We start from the raw sequence: 17397 nt of genomic DNA, 5'->3' as shown, positions 1-17397 counted from the left end.
TCACAAAGATACACCAAAATTAGCACAGCTATTTTAAGAGTTTTTTTATTTTTTCGCGCTTTCTTATTGGTAGGGCATCGTTTTCTACAGCCAGTCTTATTAAGTTTTCATTTTTATTTTTTGAAAATAACAAATCAAAAAACTGCCATGTGGTCAAGCTATTATTTGCATGTTCGACTAGTTTAAAAGTATCTCCGTTTTTTACATAACCTTCTTTTAAAACCCGTACATAAGTTCCTGGGAAACCATGCTCTATAAATTCCTTTAAGGCATTTTGGGTTCCAAATTTAATACCGAATTTAAAACAAGGCTCACGGGGTTGTGTAACTTGTACGATAGCTTCGCCAATCTCGTAGAGGTCACCAATATGGATGTCTTTTTCGTTTAAACTGGAAACGGTTAGGTTTTCACCAAACATACCATAATCCCAATCTAAATTTGGGTAACGCTCTTTCCAATAAGCGTAATGCACTTCAGAAAATAGATAACACGCTTTAAATTCGCCACCATGCACTTTTCTGTCTGAGACCTCATCATCTTTCACACCCTCTTTTCCTAAATAAATAGGAGTGTTTGTTGGCTTTTTGTAGATACCAGTAGTAAGCTCTTTTCCGTTCCAGATAATAGAAATAGGGTTGGAAATGTTGGTGGAGATAATTTTCATAAGTATTGTTTTGTGGCAAATGAGATCATTTATATAGATTCCGATTTTTATATTTAAAATTTACCGTGGCAAAAATAGTATAAAACAAGTTAAAATTAAGAGTTTGTTTTTATGGACAGCCTTGAAAACACCTAGGGCAATTATCAAGTTTTTATAAAGTATAATACTGGTTAACCATTTATTTTTCACGGTACGGGCAGGACTGAAAGTAAGTCAGAAGATTAAATTTTCGATCTTCAAATTTTTCCTGTAAAATTTTAAAATGTTGAATTCTATCAACTCTAAAAGAACGATATTCTTGTCGTAAATGACACCAGGCAATTAATATCCATTTGTGCTGTGTAGAATACATGGCACAAGGCTCTATTTTTCTAAAGGAAACATTGGTGTCGTTTGCTTTGCAGTAATTAATTTCTATAAAATTGAAATTAGTAATGGCCAATTGTATTTCAGAAAGAGCATTGCTAGATATATTTTCGTAAGTGGGATTGAAAATGTGAATCTTGCTTTGTAAGAGTTCACTTTTTTCCTGAATAGAAGTTCTAAAAACCGATTTAATTTTGGTTAGTGCTTCATTAAAATCTTTAATAAAAGAAGCATCCTTTGACTGGTTTATTAAATGCTCGGCCGTTATCAAGGCATTGGCCTGTTTTTCGGTAAACTGCACTGGGGCCACAGAATATCCTTCCATTAAAGAATAGCCCCTACCTTCAATGGTGGTAACGGGCACACCAGCTTCTTCAAGTTTTCGTATGTCCCTGTAAACCGTTCTTATGCTAACATCAAACTTTTTGGCAAGCTCACTGGCTGTTAAAAGACGTTTCGATTTTAACAGTGTTAGAATTGATATGAGTCTTGATAATTGAGACATAAAAGCAAAGATAGCGAACCGTATAACAATTCGCTACCTTGTCGTTTTTTGATTGCCAATTCCTATTACATTACATAAATGAATGTAATGCTATACGATTACCTTCTGTATCTATAAATTGTGCCATGAAACCGTTTTCTCCAATATCGGTTTTTGGCATAATTATTTTACCTCCAGCAGATTCTACTTTACTTAATGGCAAGCTTAAATCTTCACCGCCATTTAAATAAACCGTAGGGCCATCGGTTGTTGGTGCTTGCCCTTCTGCTTGAATGAGGCCACCGCCTACACCGTTATTATCATTATCATATGGAAACACACCATATTTTACGTTTTGTTCTGGCATGTGATGATCTTTGATTTCCAGGTTGGTTACAGTAGTATAAAACTTTTTGGCTCTTTCATAATCTTTTACAGGAATTTCAAACCAGCTAATTGCATTTTTCATTTTTTAAATTGATTTTAATTATTAAACTTACATACAAAGTTATTTGGAATTGTGTCGTATTGTGTCAGGGGCTGTTTTTTGTTGAAGAATTTTTTAAATGTTAGGCTTTTTCTGGTTTGCGCGTTGCTTTTTTTCGCTTTCGAGACCTCACCCGTTTCTGTTTGAGTTTTTAATTCGTTGATTTTTATGTTTTTAGCACATATTTCTTTTAAAACATAAACATACCCAACCACGTTTTCGGGTATGGCATGGCGTTTTAATATGCACGGGGGAATACCCCAAGTATACAGGAGGGCGATCAGTTCTATGGATTTTATTTTCATGCTCTTGCAAAAAACATTTTTTGGAATATTGGTTTGTCCGAGACTTTTTATTTTTTGTTTGATAGTTTTTTGTTTTGTTGAAGCAAATATTTTATAATGGTATTTACTGTGGATAATTCCTTGATTTTGGAAAGTTAACATGCGATTTTGTACTTTTATAACGTGAACATAACTTGGACGGTCGTTCAATTAAAATAAACCATGACAAGAACAACAGACCAAATTATAAGCATAAGGGTGCCCCTCTCTTTGATTATTTTTGGGCTTATCGTTTGCGGATGTAGTAAAAATACGAATACGATTGACAACCCAGACGAAGACTCCAACAATGAGGGTGGCAAATTCGAGGTTTCATACAAACTGGAAAATTTTGAGGCGACCAATACTGTGGTACGCCCATCACACGACCCTAGTAAATATACCCATTGGGAATGGGGCTTTGACAGCTCGGATAAATCGGGTAACAAACGTCTGGGTACTGCTGTTTACTCCAATGCAATGGCATTTACTGGCAATCAAAGTTTGGCCATGACTATTGATGGCCTAGACCCCAATGTACCTGATGATAACAACCAATCTGTTAGAAATATATTCGTGCAATATTATCCTTATGACGACGATAACTACGAGTATCGTTATATTAGGGAACAAGAGGTATGGAAAGGTCACAGCGGATACCAGCTTAATACCTATAACCGCATGCGCATGTGGGTAAAGGTTCCTAAAGAGGCCATCGATATGAATCCCAAGGACGATTCCTTTCAAGTGGGTACCTATACACGTCTTACCACGGCAGACCGAAACAGTTCTGAGTCTGGAGGTAACGGCGGACATTTCTACCATTATTTCAATTTGCCTTACATGGGCAATGATGTGTGGCACCAGGTTATTGTCGATTTTCACCCGCATACCGAGCGTGGTGTAAGCGGATCGATTGATATTGGTGTACAGGATAACCCAGAAAGCGGCTATAACTATTTCGATTTAATGACCCGCTACTACCTTAAATCCCTTAATAAATCGACCAGTTACCCAAGTACCTGGTATGTAGACGATATCGAGCTGTATTTTGACCCGAATGACGAAAACATCGAGCAGGTATACGCCCTAAGTAGAGCTTATAACCGTGAAAATAATAGGGTACAGTTGGGCTGGTCGCGACATAAGCAGGAAGGCGAACTAAGCCATGAGGTACGTTATGCTTTTGAGGATATTCATGTATTGGGCTGGTCTCATGCTAAATTGGCTCCCAATGGTGTGGTAACTCCACCAAGTAAGGGGTCGTATAATGGTATGCGTTATACCTCACAGGATATTGATTTTGAAGGGGCAGACTTTATTTATATAGCCATTAAGCCTAGTAATTCGGATAGGTTTCGCCAAATTAAGATTATAAAATGATGGTGTTTTGCTCTCCTAAATTCTAGCTATGCTATTGGTTTTAACGCATAGCTCTATGTTTATAACAATGGTGTTTGCGGCCATAAGTTCCCTGTTGTTGAAGTACGGGGAAGGGAACAAAGCAAAGAATGTATCGAACTCCTTTTGGTATAAAAGATGCGTACCTGTGTTGTAGCTTTGGTCTGCATATATAATGCCCAAAACTTTTAGGCCTGTCTTGCAATGTTTTTTAACGTCGCTTTTTAAATGAGATTTTTCTATTAGTATCATTAATGTGGCTATAATGCCGTAAAGTGGCAGTATAAAACTGTCTGGTACGATGTCTGTTTCCCTTCGCTACCGCTAAACTGTGTTTAGTGGCGGCAAACCAACTAGGTTAACCTATAACGCAGTATTGTTTATTCCCAAATCAACCCATAAAACCAACTGAATCTATTTCCAAAACCGTATTATCTTCTTGAAAATTCCTTGCGCTTGAATATTTCCAATCTACAGCGTTAGTTACATATCCACTTACTACTGGGTTATTATGTATATAATCTATTTTTTGCTTAATAGCTTTTTCACTCCATAATTCTATAGGTTTATTATGGTGCTGCCAAAACTGATATTTACTTTTTGTTGCATTCTTTTTCCCTGCTCTTTCAAATAACCATAACAATAATTCTTTGCGGCTTTCCTGTGGATTATTTTCTATAGTTTTTATTAATTCCCTTGCTGTATGCTTTTTGAAATCCCTCAGCAGTCCCGATGGATCTTCATTTGAAGACCTAAATATCAAATGTACGTGACTTGTCATGAAACAATAAGCGTACAACTCCATGCCCTTCTCTTTTCTACAGTAATCTACGCTTTTCGCTAATACATTAAAATAAATTTGTCTGGTAAATACATCTATCCAATTTACTGTGGCAAAACTTACAAAGTATAAACTCGATTTGTTGTGGAACTTATAATTTCTACTCATAGTTCTAAAATACAAAAAGCCCTTATGCTTATATAAGATTTATCTTAAAATATTTTATTGTTTTTTGCTCACTGCTACCGCCACTAAACACAGTTTAGCGGGAGCGAGGGAATGCGGGAGCGGGGAATTAGTTTTTCTTTTTGTTATTTCCAAGTTTAATAATAACACTCCAAAAAATAGTATGAATCAAAAAATTCAGAACATAGTTCCAAATTGGGGTTTCCAAAATCAAAGGTATTTGATAAGAAACCCAAGTTGTTATTACTCCGATTATCCCAATCATAATTATAGATGCAAACCATCCAACAATAGCATTGGCTTTCCGTCCATCTTTGCTATAAAGAGGAAGGAAAATTAAAAAGGGTAACATAATAGTAAACAAAAAATTAGAAGAAAATGCCATCCAAAAAATTGAACGTATGGGTTTATTTGTATTAGTTATCGGATAATTATTTTTCGGATCGTTTTGGTCGATAGTTTCAGGTATTTCATATTTTATAGAGTCCTTTAAAAATAATCGATATAATTCGTCCGAATAATGTTTTTTAGAAAATACTTTTCGCTCCATTTTAGTTAGTTCGACAAGTATTATGGAATCGGATTCATATTTTTTCTTGAGATTGCCAATTTTCTCAAGTTGTCCAATTTTATTGTTCAGATGGTAATTATAACTAAATCCTAAATAATAGTCAGAAGCAAAAAGTAAAGCAATTACAGAAATGAAAAGAGCTGTTTTAAACCCCCAAGATGTGGTTTTGTCCTTTATAAGGTCAATAAAATGTTTAAAAATATCTCCCAATTTCGTTTTTGTTCAAATTAATACCAACAATCTAAATATACTCAATTTGGTATATTTCTTTTTTACCTATAAATCTAGCAAACTTTTAATAGACGATGCCACTAAACACAGTTTAGCGGGAGCGAGGGGTTTTCTATTGTTTTTACATTGTTGCAGTGATCTTTATTTCGTCTCTTATTCATTTTCTTCTTCACCTTCATTATCTTGATTAAAAATTTCCGAAATCTTATTTAGCATATCTTTTAAATTTTTTTGTTCGTCATCTGACAGATTCCCAAAATCCGTATCGTCAATTACATTATTGTCTATCAACTGTTTTATCATTTCGGTATAAGTAAATTCAATAGGTACTGTGCCTTGCTGAATTTTTACAATAATATTGTTGTTCCCTTCTTTATTAAATAGTAATTTCATATTATTCAGTAAATTTTTTGAGATTATATTTCTTCACCCTTTTTTTTATTGAAGATTTTCCACCGTCTGTTATTGAAGCAATTAAGTCAACAACACTCGTTCCATCTATTTTTCCCTCTAAAGGACTAGACTTGATTGTAAGTTTATTGTTTTCATTTTTACACAAAATGATATTTTGAGCATCTGCGAGCATTGGAATAGTCGCATTATGAGAGACTAAAATTATTTGTTTTTTGCTTTTTATTTTCTTTACTGCATTAACCAAGCCTTTGTTAATATAATCGGTTGCTAAATTATCTTCAGGCTGGTCGATAATTATTGGTGCGCTATCCTTATCATAGCCTAAAATAATGTCTAGAATAACAGATGTTTTCCAACCTGGACTTAACCTTTCAAATTCACGACCATCATTAGTAATTATTTTATATTTCTTTTTATTTAATTCTTCAAAGGAGTTATAGATTTTATTTTCAAAATCATCATAATCGTGAACTTTGGGTTGTTTCTTTTTGAAATTAGTTTCGAATAATAATTCTGGTGTAATACTATCAAAATCTGTGATTTTTGTTTTTATGTAGTGATTTACAACTTCAACAAATTTTGTAGTATTTAATATGAAATCATTTTCAATAAATAATTTATGACCCATTGATTCAATTTCCTCTGAATCAAAGTTTAATGTGTAGTTTGATATTGAGTTGATAGTTCTATGAAATTGTCTATATGCACGAACGTATTTCTTCAACGACTCAAGAAGTTTATTGAAATTCTGTCTTTTCGTTTGTTCTTCTGAATTTGAATGTTTTAATGCTTGATTGTATGACTCTTGATTTAGCTCTAATAATTGTTTTATTCTTTTTTCTTTTTTTGAAATTTGTAAAACATCATCTAATTCATTTTTTAGGTTTTCGATTAAACTAGAATCGTGGTTGATAAATGGATAGTTAGATAAAAAACTTTCTAAAGAATTCAGAGATAGAATATAATTGTCATAAGTTCCTTTTGAAAAGCGTAGTTTTTCATTCTCGACTTCTGTTGGCTGTAAGTTATCAAAAATATTAGTTTCTAAATTAGCCCTTGTTAATAATCTTGAAAGGATTGGAATAGTGGATAGTGTTTGATTTTCTTCTTCTAGAACCTTGACACATCTAATTAGTTCTTCAATATTTTTTTTAAATTCTCTTAAACCATTATTGATATTTAATTTTATTTCATCATCACCAGGAAAAACTCTCTTAATGATGTCAATATTTTCAATTTTGTCATTACTTATATTATTAACAACACCCATTATATAATTTTGAGAAAGATAATGAGGCATCATTCCTGACGGATTTACAATCGTAATTTGGTCAATTTCGTATTGGTCATAAATAGATTCTTCCGTCTTTTTATTTAGACATTTGACAATTGAATCAACTAGAAGAGTTTTTCCGCTTGAAGAACCACCGATTATCACATTTAAACCTGATGTCAGTTCAATATCTATTTCAATATTATCTTTTTTATGAGAAACGGATTGTATATTTTCTGAATAAAATATAGGTTTAATTTTAGAATAGATAAGTCTTGACTGTTCGGATAATGAAAGTCTTAATCCGTTAAATGTTGGTTCTGCCAACATCCAAGTAGGGTTAAAAGGGTTTTTGTCTTTTCCATTTGGGTAGGTCACTGGGGTGTAATTATCACTACAAGTAATTAGATTTACAAATTCGTTAATTCCTAGTTTCTTAAAATATTCTTGTGTTCTTTCTAGTCCGTTGTCTCCTCTTGCTGTGAAGCCTTCGAAATGATTGTAGTAAACATTTCTCTCCAGTGTGCCATCAAGTCGTGTTTTTCTTGGAATTGAAGTGTTAAATGTAGCGTGTGATTGTCCTCCGTGGGGGAGAAGCATGAATTCATAAAAATCGAATTTGTTTATTATATCTTGAATCGATGGGATTTTAGGATCATTTTTCTGTACAATTTTATCAGGATATAATTCGTCAAGCCTTTTATTTATGTCATCTAGAATATCTTCTGTAATAACTTTTATATCGAAATAAATATGACAATGGTATGCTGGACAACCGTCATAATTTCTGACATGAAGTTCAACACCAAGAATTATATTAAGATTTAAAGCAATTGCTTTTTGATAAGCATTTTTGTTGACCATATTATGGTCTGTAAGAGAAATTAAAAATTCTGAATTGTCATTGAACTCGTGAATTTTCCTAACCAACATTTCAATATCATAATCTTTATTAACTTCATTTGGATTTTCAGAAGTATGTATATGTGTGTCTAGGTAAATTGGATTCACAATGTTTTTTTTAGATTACTGACAACAATTTGATAGAAACAATAGTTTATGCCTGCATTTCAGCACTAGTTTCTATAATCACTACAATAATAAGATGAAAAGGGGTGGGTATATTACGGAATACCGTATTGTGCAAATACCGTATTTTATAATAGTAGGCATATTTAGTGAATTTTTCTTATAAAATCAAGTTGATGTAATAAAAAAACCACTTTGTGTAAAACAAAGTGGTTTTGGTACTCTATTGATATTTAGAGATTGTATGTATCGTGAGATTCCTGCCTTCACTTCGGCTACGCTCAGTGCAACGCGCAGGAATGACATTTATTTGATCATTTCATAACTACGTTTAATAAAGTTTGTTAATTCTTCACCTTTTAATAAACCTTGAGACAGGCGTGCCAAATCTAAACTTTGGTTAATCAAGCGCTCCTGTTTCTTTTTGGTTTTGGTGTTTAAAATTTCACCTACCAGCTCGGAGTTTGTGTTAACTACCAAATTGTACATTTCTGGCATGTTGCCCATACCAAACATACCACCGCCACCTGTGGCTTGCATTTCTTTCATACGGCGCATAAATTCTGGCTGCGTAATAATAAATGGAGAGGCATCGCTATCCATAGCTTCTAGTTGTACCGTGAATTTCTCGGCAGGGATGACTTCTTTTAACAGCTCGTCCAATGTCTTTTTCTGGTCTTCGTCCAGTTTAGAAATGGTCGTATCGTCTTTCTTGATTAAATTATCGATATGATCGCCGTCTACACGTGCAAAAGAAATTTTTTCCTTAGAAGACTCTAGTTTTTGGATTAAGTGCGATACAATAGGCGAGTCTAATAACAACACCTCGTAACTTTTGGCTTTGGCAGACTCGATGTAGCTGTGCTGTGCATCTTTATCGGAAGCGTAAAGAATGACTAGTTTGTCGTCCTTATCGGTTTGGTTTGCCTTAATCTTGTTAAACAGTTCTTCGTAAGTATAATACGTACCGTCTACGGTTGGGTACAGCGCAAAGGCATCTGCTTTTTCAAAGAATTTTTCTTCAGAAAGCATCCCGTATTCAATCACAATTTTAATATCGTCCCATTTGGCTTCAAAATCTTCACGGCTGTTGTTAAACAGCGATTTTAATTTGTCGGCTACCTTTCTGGTAATGTAAGACGAGATCTTTTTTACGGCACCATCGGCTTGTAAGTAAGAACGCGATACGTTTAATGGAATGTCTGGCGAATCGATAACACCACGAAGCATGGTTAAGAACTCTGGTACAATACCTTCTACGTTATCGGTTACAAAAACCTGATTTTGGTACAGCTGAATTTTATCCTTCTGGATTTGCATGTCGTTAGACATTTTCGGGAAGTATAAAATTCCTGTTAAATTAAACGGATAATCCACGTTTAAGTGGATGTTGAACAAAGGCTCTTCGAACTGCATCGGGTACAATTCGCGGTAAAAGTTTTTGTAGTCTTCTTCCTCTAAATCTGCTGGTTGTTTGGTCCATGCCGGGCTAGGGTTGTTAATTATATTGTCTACCGTAATTTGTTTGTGAGGCTCGGTGGTTTCCTTACCGTCTTTGTCCTTTGTAGTTTTAGGCGTAAAGTCTGGATCGTTTATTTCCTTGGTTCCAAATTTAATAGGAATAGGCATAAACTTATTGTACTTGTCTAGTAGGCCTGTAATACGAGCGTCTTCTAAAAACTCTGTAGAATCTTCGGCAATATGTAAAATAATTTCGGTACCTCTTTCTGTTTTGTCTGAGGCTTCTAGGGTGAATTCTGGGCTTCCGTCGCAAGTCCAATGCGCGGCAGGCTCGTCTTTAAAAGATTTTGTGATAATCTCAACCTTTTCGGCTACCATAAAGGCAGAATAGAAACCAAGACCAAAATGCCCAATGATTCCAGAATCTTTAGCAGAATCTTTATATTTATCTAAAAACTCTTCGGCTCCAGAAAAGGCCACCTGGTTGATGTATTTTTCAACTTCATCGGCAGTCATACCCAAACCTTGATCGATGATATGAAGTTTTTTGCCGTCTTTATCTATTTTAACTTCAATTTGCGGATGGCCATATTCAATCTTGGCATCGCCAACATTGGTTAAATGCTTAAGCTTTAAAGTAGCATCTGTGGCATTACTAATCAACTCACGTAAAAAGATTTCGTGGTCGCTGTATAAGAATTTTTTAATGAGGGGAAAGATATTCTCAACCGATACATTAATATTTCCTTTTGTCATAATGAATTGTTATTTGTTGGAGATGTCTAAAAAGTGTGTTCAATGTCATATTGAGCTTGTCGAAATATTTAATCGCTTTGATGATCAATATTGGTTTCGACAGGTTGCACACTGAGCGTAGTCGAAGTGCTCAACCTGACAAAAATTATAAAGACTTTTTTGGCATCGTCCTGAATTAATTATTGTTTTTAATTATGTTGAGTGTTAGTCAAAAAAAGTACCAAGAGTAAAAATGTGACAAACTGACACAACTTTTTATGGGATTGGTTTCTGGAATTTAGATTTTTATTATTGGAATTTAGTAGGACTTATTGTACTTTGTATTATCTAAAGAAAATGTGTTATGTATAATTCTAAAATAATAGGTTTAGGTAAATACCTTCCAGATCATGTGGTGACCAACGATGATTTATCTAAACTCATGGATACCAACGATGCATGGATTCAGGAACGAACTGGAATAAAAGAACGTAGATGGATTAAGGAGGGTACCGGGGATACATCGGCAATTATGGGCGCCAAAGCAGCCAAAATAGCTATTGAACGTTCTGGATTAAAGAAGGATGATATTGATTTTATTGTATTTGCCACTTTAAGTCCCGATTATTATTTCCCGGGCTGCGGGGTGCAGATACAGGACATGTTGGAGATGCCTACCATTGGTGCTTTAGATGTAAGGAACCAATGTTCTGGGTTTGTGTATGCCATATCTGTTGCCGACCAGTTTATTAAAACAGGCATGTATAAAAATATTTTGGTTATAGGAGCAGAGTATCATAGCAACGGATTGGATAAAACAACACGAGGCCGAGGGGTATCTGTTATTTTTGGTGATGGGGCAGGGGCCTGTGTATTAACAAGAGAAGAGGATAATACGAAGGGTATTTTGTCTACACATTTGCACAGTGAAGGGCAATATGCCGATAAACTAACAGTGGCTTCGCCAAGTATAGCGCACTGGGTGCCAGAAATTCTAGCAGCAGAAGAAGAGGACATCTCTTATTTTCCTTACATGGATGGCACCTTTGTGTTTAAACATGCCGTGGTACGTTTTAGTGAAGTGATTATGGAAGGTTTAATGAAGAACGGCTTACAGAAAGAGGATATCGATATGTTGATTCCGCACCAGGCTAATTTACGAATTGCTCAATTTATCCAGAAAAAATTTGGGCTAAAAGAGGATCAGGTATTTAACAATATTATGAAATACGGTAATACTACAGCAGCATCTGTTATTATCGCATTGACAGAAGCTTGGGAAGAAGATAAAATTAAGGAAGGCGATCATGTTGTATTGGCTGCTTTTGGCAGTGGGTTTACCTGGGCCAGTGCGATTATTAAATGGTGACAGTGTCATCCTGAACTTGTTTCAGGGGCTCATGTAGTATAGAAACAAAAAACCCGAAACGATTAAGTTTCGGGTTTTTCTAGCTATTAATCAACTTCAACTAACACTAATGTGAAGAATCTTAATGTGTTAGACGTATAAAGCCTCATATTATTACATGTGTTTTAATATTTAACTTTTGCTAACGATATAAAGAAAAAACCCGAAATAGAAATTACGAGTTTTTAATTATACAAATCTTTAGGCACGAATTTTCTGTGTATGTAGACGACTAACTCTAAATAATTATTTTCGTTTTGGCTAGACTGTATGTTACGTTTAACGTTAAACCTTTTTGTTTATTGTGTGAGGTCTAAATTTTTTTTAAAAAATATTTTTTTGAACAAATTTTAAAAGCAAACCCCCAAGGTGATACCTTAGGGGTTCTTATTTAATAACCTTGCACGATATTACCAACCATCAACTATTTTGCAAGGTATTAAATGGTCTTTATAGGAAGCCGCCTCCAGATTTTTCGTCATTATCACGTTGTTTACGAGATTTTGCGCGGTATTTTCCGCCACCAAATCGATACGATAGACCAGCAGATACCGTATGGCTTTCCCAGTTAAAGAAAACATCTTGTTGATAAGGCTTGGTTCCAGATCCAGAAAAATGCATGGTGTTAAATACATCGTTAAAATTTAAATTAAAGGAACCTTTTCCTTGAGCAAAGCTTACACGACCGCCTAGATTTATAAAAAACATAGGGTCTATGTCAAATTGTAGGTTTTTGTTTTGTCCTCTGTAAAAACCAAAGGCTGTTAGGCTTATAGTTTTACTAACTTTAAAATTGTTAAACATTCTAAGGTTCCAGGCTACGTTGTCAACTTCGTCTGTCTCTGTAATAATATTAGCTATAGTAGCTGTTTCTATAGGCGTGTTTAGTCTTTCTGCAATACCTTTTTGGGTTTGGGAGTAAAAATCGAAACTACCGTTTATGCTCCACCATTTTGTAGGGCGGTAATTTGATGATATTTCTACCCCGTATGCCGAGGTATCATTAAAATTGTCGTGTGTTAAAATAATTCTTCCAGATCTCACATCGCTTCTATCAATAAATAATGCCATATTTATTTCATCCGAAATAGCGCGATAAAACACACCTGCAGTTACACTTCCCTTACGGTCTTTTAAGTTTCTTGTATAGTTTAGCTCTAAAGAATTTGTAAACTGAGGTTCTAAAGATTGGTTGCCAAATGAAGAAACTAAAGGTGTACTCCACTCTCTAATAGGGTTTACCTGCCCGATACCTGGTCTGTCTACACGACGGCTATAACTTAATTGATAGGTGTTCTTCTCAGAAGGCGTATAGGTAAAGAAAGCCGAAGGATAAACTTCAAAATAATCATTGTTAAATGGAATTGATGTTGTTGCGTTTGAAACAACATCGGTTTGCAGGGCCAATGCCTCTACGTTAACATTTTCAGCACGAACCCCTATTTGATAGGTCCATTTATCAAATTTTTTGCTATAGGTGGCGTAAGCAGAGTAAATGTCTCTGGTGTAATCAAACACAGTACTCGGCGTCGGTGCCAGAACACCCATGCTATTAAACGAATCTCCTGTAGAAGAATAATCGATATCTGTATTGAACAATCGGGCTTGAAGTCCCAGTTCTAATTTAGAACTATCAGACAATGGATTTACATAATCTAAATTAACTGTAGTTCGTACCCTATCGGTCTCATTAAAATCATTATAGTTATCTTGGTCTCCCAGAAATACAAAATAATCAAGTGGGTTTTCTTCATCGAAGATGTTATGGTCAACTTCCAGTTCTATGTTATGCCCCTCTTTTTTAAAATCCAGTTTATAGTCGAAATTATATTGTGCTGTATTGTTCTTTCTGTCTGCTAAAAAACGTTGCCTTTGATTAAAAGCACTGTTTTCATTAAAAATGGCCGAAGTATTACTTATGGTACCAATGTCTGCAATATTTTGATTGGTAAATAGAGAAAGCGTGTTTTTATCATTTATATACACATCAACACCTACTTTAAATAAATGCGATTTATTATTTGTTAAAAACTTAAAAAACTGCTCAGAATTGTTTTCTGGTCTAAACACATGACCATTGTTGACATTTTTAGCAATATTGCTGCTGTAATTGGTGTATACATTAAACTTACCCGTGCGATAATTTAAATTAATGGCACTATTAAATTTTGCTTCCTCTTCATGAGAAAGGTTTGTACTTATACTCCCATTAAAGCCAACCATGGTATTTTTATGTAGTACGATGTTTATAATACCACTCATACCCTCAGGGTTGTATTTGGCTGAAGGATTGGTAATCAGCTCAACAGATTTTATAGCCGTAGATGGGATTTGTTTCAATAATTGAGCTGTTGGAATGTTAGATAGCTTACCATCTACCATCACCCTTACATTTTGATTGCCTCTAAGGCTAAGGTTTCCAGTTTGAGCATCTACGTTTACAGATGGAATACCCACCATGAGTTCTGAAGCCGTTCCTGTGGCAGCCAAGTCTTTTCCAATGGTAATGACTTTTCTGTCTACCTTTTGCTGGATAGTCGATGTTTCTGCTACAACCGTAACAGCATCCAGGCCTTCGGTTTCTTCTTCCAGTAAAATACTGCCCAGATTCACTCTGTAGTTGCCTTTGCCTATCGTAATGTTTTTACTATATGTTTTATATCCTATGTATTGAATACTTACTACGATATCTCCTTCCGTGACTTTTTCGATTTTAAAAGAACCATCATCTAAAGAGATACCTCCAGTTAAGATGGTGCCTTTGGAGTTTTTAATTACGATATTTACGTAAGGTAAGGGTTGTTTAAGTTTTGCGTCTAATACTTTTCCTGATATGGTACCAGTTTTATCGGCATTTTTTTCGGGATCTGCGTTGTGTGCTTTAGTAGATACTGTAAATAATAAAACACATACTAAAAATAGTTTGTACATTGTTGTTATGATTTTTTTGATTGATGTGATAATTTAGTTCAATTAATAAGTAGACGCCTTGGCTTGTTTTCTGTTACCACATTTTTTCATCTTAACATTTTTTTAACAAATGAGAAAGAAAACACTGATAATTGGTGCCTCTTTAAAACCGAATAGGTACTCTAACTATGCTATACAACGACTGGTCGCCCATAATTTTGAGGTGGTTGCTTTTGGTTTGAAAAAGGGAGAGATTTCTGGAGTACAAATCGACACCCAGTTATTACCGTATAAAGATGTTCATACGGTAACCTTGTATTTAAATCCTAAAAGACAGAAAGATTATTATGATTATATAGTATCGTTAAAACCAAAGCGCGTTATTTTTAATCCAGGTACAGAAAATCCAGAGTTTTATAAAGTTTTAAAAGAAAACAGCATTCCTTTTGAAGCGGCATGTACGTTAGTTTTGCTTGCTACGAATCAGTATTAGTCCCAAAAATGTTATAAGCCCGTTAATTATTAAAAGCTCATAGCCTATAACGTAGCCTCCAATTTGCTCGGCTGGAATTTTTCCAATGATATAAGATAGTATTACGGATATTAATGTAACCAGCCAAACATATTTATCGACAACTTTGAATTTGGTAAAAATTCCAAAAGCAAATAACCCCAGTAGAGGCCCATAAGTGTAACCAGCAACTTTTAAAAGGTTATCAATAACATTGCTGTCTAATATATATTTAAAAGCTACGATAACAAAAATTAGAATGATGCTCATTAATACATGAATTCGTTTTCGTAGGCCTTTTTGTTTGGATTCATCAATTTTTTCTATACCCAAAAAATCTACACAAAAAGATGTGGTTAACGATGTTAGGGCGCTATCAGCACTACTATAAGCAGCGGCAATTAAACCTAATAAAAATACGACAGCTAATGTTATGCTTAAACCACCATTTAATGCTATTTCTGGGAATAGTAAATCGGTTTTTATCTTGCCGTCTAGTGTTGGAGTGGCTATGTTGAATTTATTGGCATAAATAAACAACAGGGCACCAAGTAATAAAAAGATAAAATTCACTACAACTAAAACCAAACTAAAGGAAACCATATTCTTTTGGGCATCTTTGAGTGTTTTACAGGTCAAGTTTTTTTGCATCATATCTTGATCCAGCCCCGTCATACAAATGGCTATAAACATGCCGCCAAGGAAAGACTTAACCAAATGGTTTTTTGCTAAAAAAGACTCGGTAAAAAAAGTTTTATTATAGGCTTTCAATTCATTAGAAGCTAAAAATTCTGAAAAGCTCCAACCTAATTTATCGGTGATTAAGATAATGGCTATAACAACTGCAACAAGCATGAATAGGGTTTGTAAAGTGTCTGTCCAGACAATGGTTTTAATACCACCTTTATAAGTGTATAACCATATTAATAAGATTGAAATGGTTACGGTTCCCCAAAACGGGAATCCATAAGCATCAAAAACAAACTTCTGTAAGACTATAGCAACTAGGTACAATCGAAAAGAGGCGCCCAAAACTCTTGATATAAAAAAGAAAAAAGCCCCTGTTTTGTAACTCACCACGCCAAAACGCTCTTCTAAATATTGATATATTGAAATGACATTAAGCTTGTAATATATAGGAAGCAAAACGTAGGCTATTACAAAATAACCAGCCAAATACCCCAAAACAACCTGCATATAACTAAACTGAGAGGATGCAACCCAACCAGGAACAGAGATAAAGGTCACGCCAGAGAGTGAAGCGCCTATCATTCCAAAAGCTACGACAAACCATGGTGATTGTCTTTTGGCTTTAAAAAAAGCTTCGTTAGAATCTTCTTTGCCAGTTAAGTACGATATAAGAATAAGTACACCAAAATAAAGCACTATGAGTAGTATGATTTGCGTAGCAGACATTAAAATAAGTTTTAAGAGTTTAAAATACTGATATTAAATCCCAAATTCCAAATGATTGGATCTGTAATTTAAAAGAGTTGATGAAAATTAGTGAATTTCAGGTCTAAATGTTAAATTCGCGCAAATGGAATTTTCTTCAAAATTATTAGAACGTGCAGTAAATGAGATGTCTCAGTTGCCTGGAATAGGTAAGCGGACGGCTTTACGCTTGGTATTGCATATGTTAAGGCAGCCTAAAGAGCAAACAACCATGCTTTCTGAAGCTTTGCAGGCTATGCGCAACGAAGTTAAATTCTGTAAATCGTGTCATAATATAAGTGACCATAACCTTTGCGAAATATGTGCCAGTCCGAATAGAAATGAAAGCATTATTTGTGTGGTCGAAGATATTAAAGATGTCATGGCTATAGAAAACACAAGTTCGTTTAAAGGGCTGTACCATGTTTTAGGAGGTAAAATTTCACCTATGGATGGCATTGGTCCACACGATTTAAATATAGAATCTTTGGTAAATAAAGTAAAAGAAGGTAGTGTTAAGGAACTCATTTTTGCATTAAGTTCTACCATGGAAGGGGATACCACAAATTTTTATATATTTAAGCAAATTCAAGAATACAAAATTTTTACATCTACAATTGCTAGGGGCATTTCTGTTGGTGATGAGTTGGAATATGCAGACGAAATTACTTTGGGGAGAAGTATTGTAAATCGAATTCCGTTTGAAAACTCTTTAAAGTTATAATTAT

At 34.6% G+C, this 17397-nt stretch carries 16 protein-coding genes; 4 read left to right on the top strand and 12 right to left on the bottom strand.

The window, feature by feature from the left end:
* Positions 1-28 precede the first annotated feature (28 nt).
* The 4 genes from HHX25_RS02720 to HHX25_RS02705 form a co-directional block, all read right to left on the bottom strand.
* The gene (locus HHX25_RS02720; RefSeq protein WP_169669810.1) at positions 29-664 is read right to left on the bottom strand and encodes an MOSC domain-containing protein; all 636 of its coding nucleotides are present in this window, start codon (positions 662-664) and stop codon (positions 29-31) included.
* A gap of 178 nt (positions 665-842) precedes the next feature.
* A complete protein-coding gene (locus tag HHX25_RS02715) occupies positions 843-1535 on the bottom strand; it encodes a helix-turn-helix transcriptional regulator (RefSeq protein ID WP_169669808.1) in 693 nt (230 codons plus the stop codon).
* Positions 1536-1605: 70 nt separating this feature from the next.
* The gene (locus tag HHX25_RS02710; RefSeq protein WP_169669807.1) at positions 1606-1983 is read right to left on the bottom strand and encodes a VOC family protein; all 378 of its coding nucleotides are present in this window, start codon (positions 1981-1983) and stop codon (positions 1606-1608) included.
* Positions 1984-1997: 14 nt separating this feature from the next.
* Positions 1998-2447 (bottom strand): hypothetical protein, encoded by a 450-nt coding sequence (locus HHX25_RS02705; RefSeq protein WP_169669805.1) that lies wholly within the window; start codon positions 2445-2447, stop codon positions 1998-2000.
* A gap of 60 nt (positions 2448-2507) precedes the next feature.
* Here HHX25_RS02705 and HHX25_RS02700 point away from each other — a divergent pair, with 60 nt between their 5' ends.
* Positions 2508-3707: a hypothetical protein gene (locus tag HHX25_RS02700; protein WP_169669803.1), complete on the top strand. Its 1200-nt coding sequence runs from the start codon at positions 2508-2510 to the stop codon at positions 3705-3707.
* Between the two features lie 15 nt (positions 3708-3722).
* Here the strand turns inward: HHX25_RS02700 and HHX25_RS02695 are convergent, their stop codons facing one another.
* The 6 genes from HHX25_RS02695 to htpG all read right to left on the bottom strand — a co-directional run bounded on the left by HHX25_RS02695 (position 3723) and on the right by htpG (position 10427).
* On the bottom strand, positions 3723-3977 hold the full coding sequence (locus HHX25_RS02695) for a hypothetical protein (RefSeq protein WP_169669801.1): 255 nt from the start codon (positions 3975-3977) through the stop codon (positions 3723-3725).
* Positions 3978-4116: 139 nt separating this feature from the next.
* Positions 4117-4674, bottom strand: a complete 558-nt coding sequence (locus HHX25_RS02690) for an REP-associated tyrosine transposase (RefSeq protein ID WP_169669799.1) — start codon at positions 4672-4674, stop codon at positions 4117-4119.
* Positions 4675-4801: 127 nt separating this feature from the next.
* Complete coding sequence (locus HHX25_RS02685; RefSeq protein ID WP_169669797.1) at positions 4802-5473, bottom strand: hypothetical protein; 672 nt, start codon at positions 5471-5473, stop codon at positions 4802-4804.
* Positions 5474-5647: 174 nt separating this feature from the next.
* On the bottom strand, positions 5648-5887 hold the full coding sequence (locus tag HHX25_RS02680; RefSeq protein ID WP_169669795.1) for a hypothetical protein: 240 nt from the start codon (positions 5885-5887) through the stop codon (positions 5648-5650).
* A gap of 1 nt (position 5888) precedes the next feature.
* Positions 5889-8192: an ATPase gene (locus tag HHX25_RS02675; protein WP_169669793.1), complete on the bottom strand. Its 2304-nt coding sequence runs from the start codon at positions 8190-8192 to the stop codon at positions 5889-5891.
* Between the two features lie 324 nt (positions 8193-8516).
* Complete coding sequence (gene htpG / locus HHX25_RS02670) at positions 8517-10427, bottom strand: molecular chaperone HtpG (protein WP_169669791.1); 1911 nt, start codon at positions 10425-10427, stop codon at positions 8517-8519.
* Positions 10428-10770: 343 nt separating this feature from the next.
* Between htpG and HHX25_RS02665 the strand changes: the two genes are divergently transcribed.
* Positions 10771-11775: a 3-oxoacyl-ACP synthase III family protein gene (locus HHX25_RS02665; protein ID WP_169669789.1), complete on the top strand. Its 1005-nt coding sequence runs from the start codon at positions 10771-10773 to the stop codon at positions 11773-11775.
* A 489-nt stretch (positions 11776-12264) separates the two neighbouring features.
* Here the strand turns inward: HHX25_RS02665 and HHX25_RS02660 are convergent, their stop codons facing one another.
* Positions 12265-14745, bottom strand: a complete 2481-nt coding sequence (locus tag HHX25_RS02660; protein ID WP_169669787.1) for an outer membrane beta-barrel family protein — start codon at positions 14743-14745, stop codon at positions 12265-12267.
* Positions 14746-14854: 109 nt separating this feature from the next.
* Here HHX25_RS02660 and HHX25_RS02655 point away from each other — a divergent pair, with 109 nt between their 5' ends.
* Positions 14855-15217 carry a CoA-binding protein gene (locus HHX25_RS02655; protein WP_169669785.1) on the top strand — a complete coding sequence of 121 codons (363 nt, stop codon included), beginning with the start codon at positions 14855-14857 and terminating at the stop codon, positions 15215-15217.
* On the opposite strand, the gene HHX25_RS02650 is transcribed toward HHX25_RS02655, so the two are convergent.
* On the bottom strand, positions 15188-16651 hold the full coding sequence (locus HHX25_RS02650; RefSeq protein ID WP_169669783.1) for a sodium:solute symporter: 1464 nt from the start codon (positions 16649-16651) through the stop codon (positions 15188-15190). The genes HHX25_RS02655 and HHX25_RS02650 overlap by 30 nt on opposite strands.
* A gap of 124 nt (positions 16652-16775) precedes the next feature.
* Here HHX25_RS02650 and recR point away from each other — a divergent pair, with 124 nt between their 5' ends.
* Positions 16776-17393, top strand: coding sequence for a recombination mediator RecR (gene recR, locus HHX25_RS02645; RefSeq protein ID WP_169669781.1), 618 nt, complete (start codon positions 16776-16778; stop codon positions 17391-17393).
* The last annotated feature ends 4 nt before the right edge of the window (positions 17394-17397 follow it).

The organism is Flavivirga algicola (assembly GCF_012910715.1).
Taxonomy (GTDB): domain Bacteria; phylum Bacteroidota; class Bacteroidia; order Flavobacteriales; family Flavobacteriaceae; genus Flavivirga; species Flavivirga algicola.
This window is presented reverse-complemented; position numbering and strand designations above follow the sequence as displayed.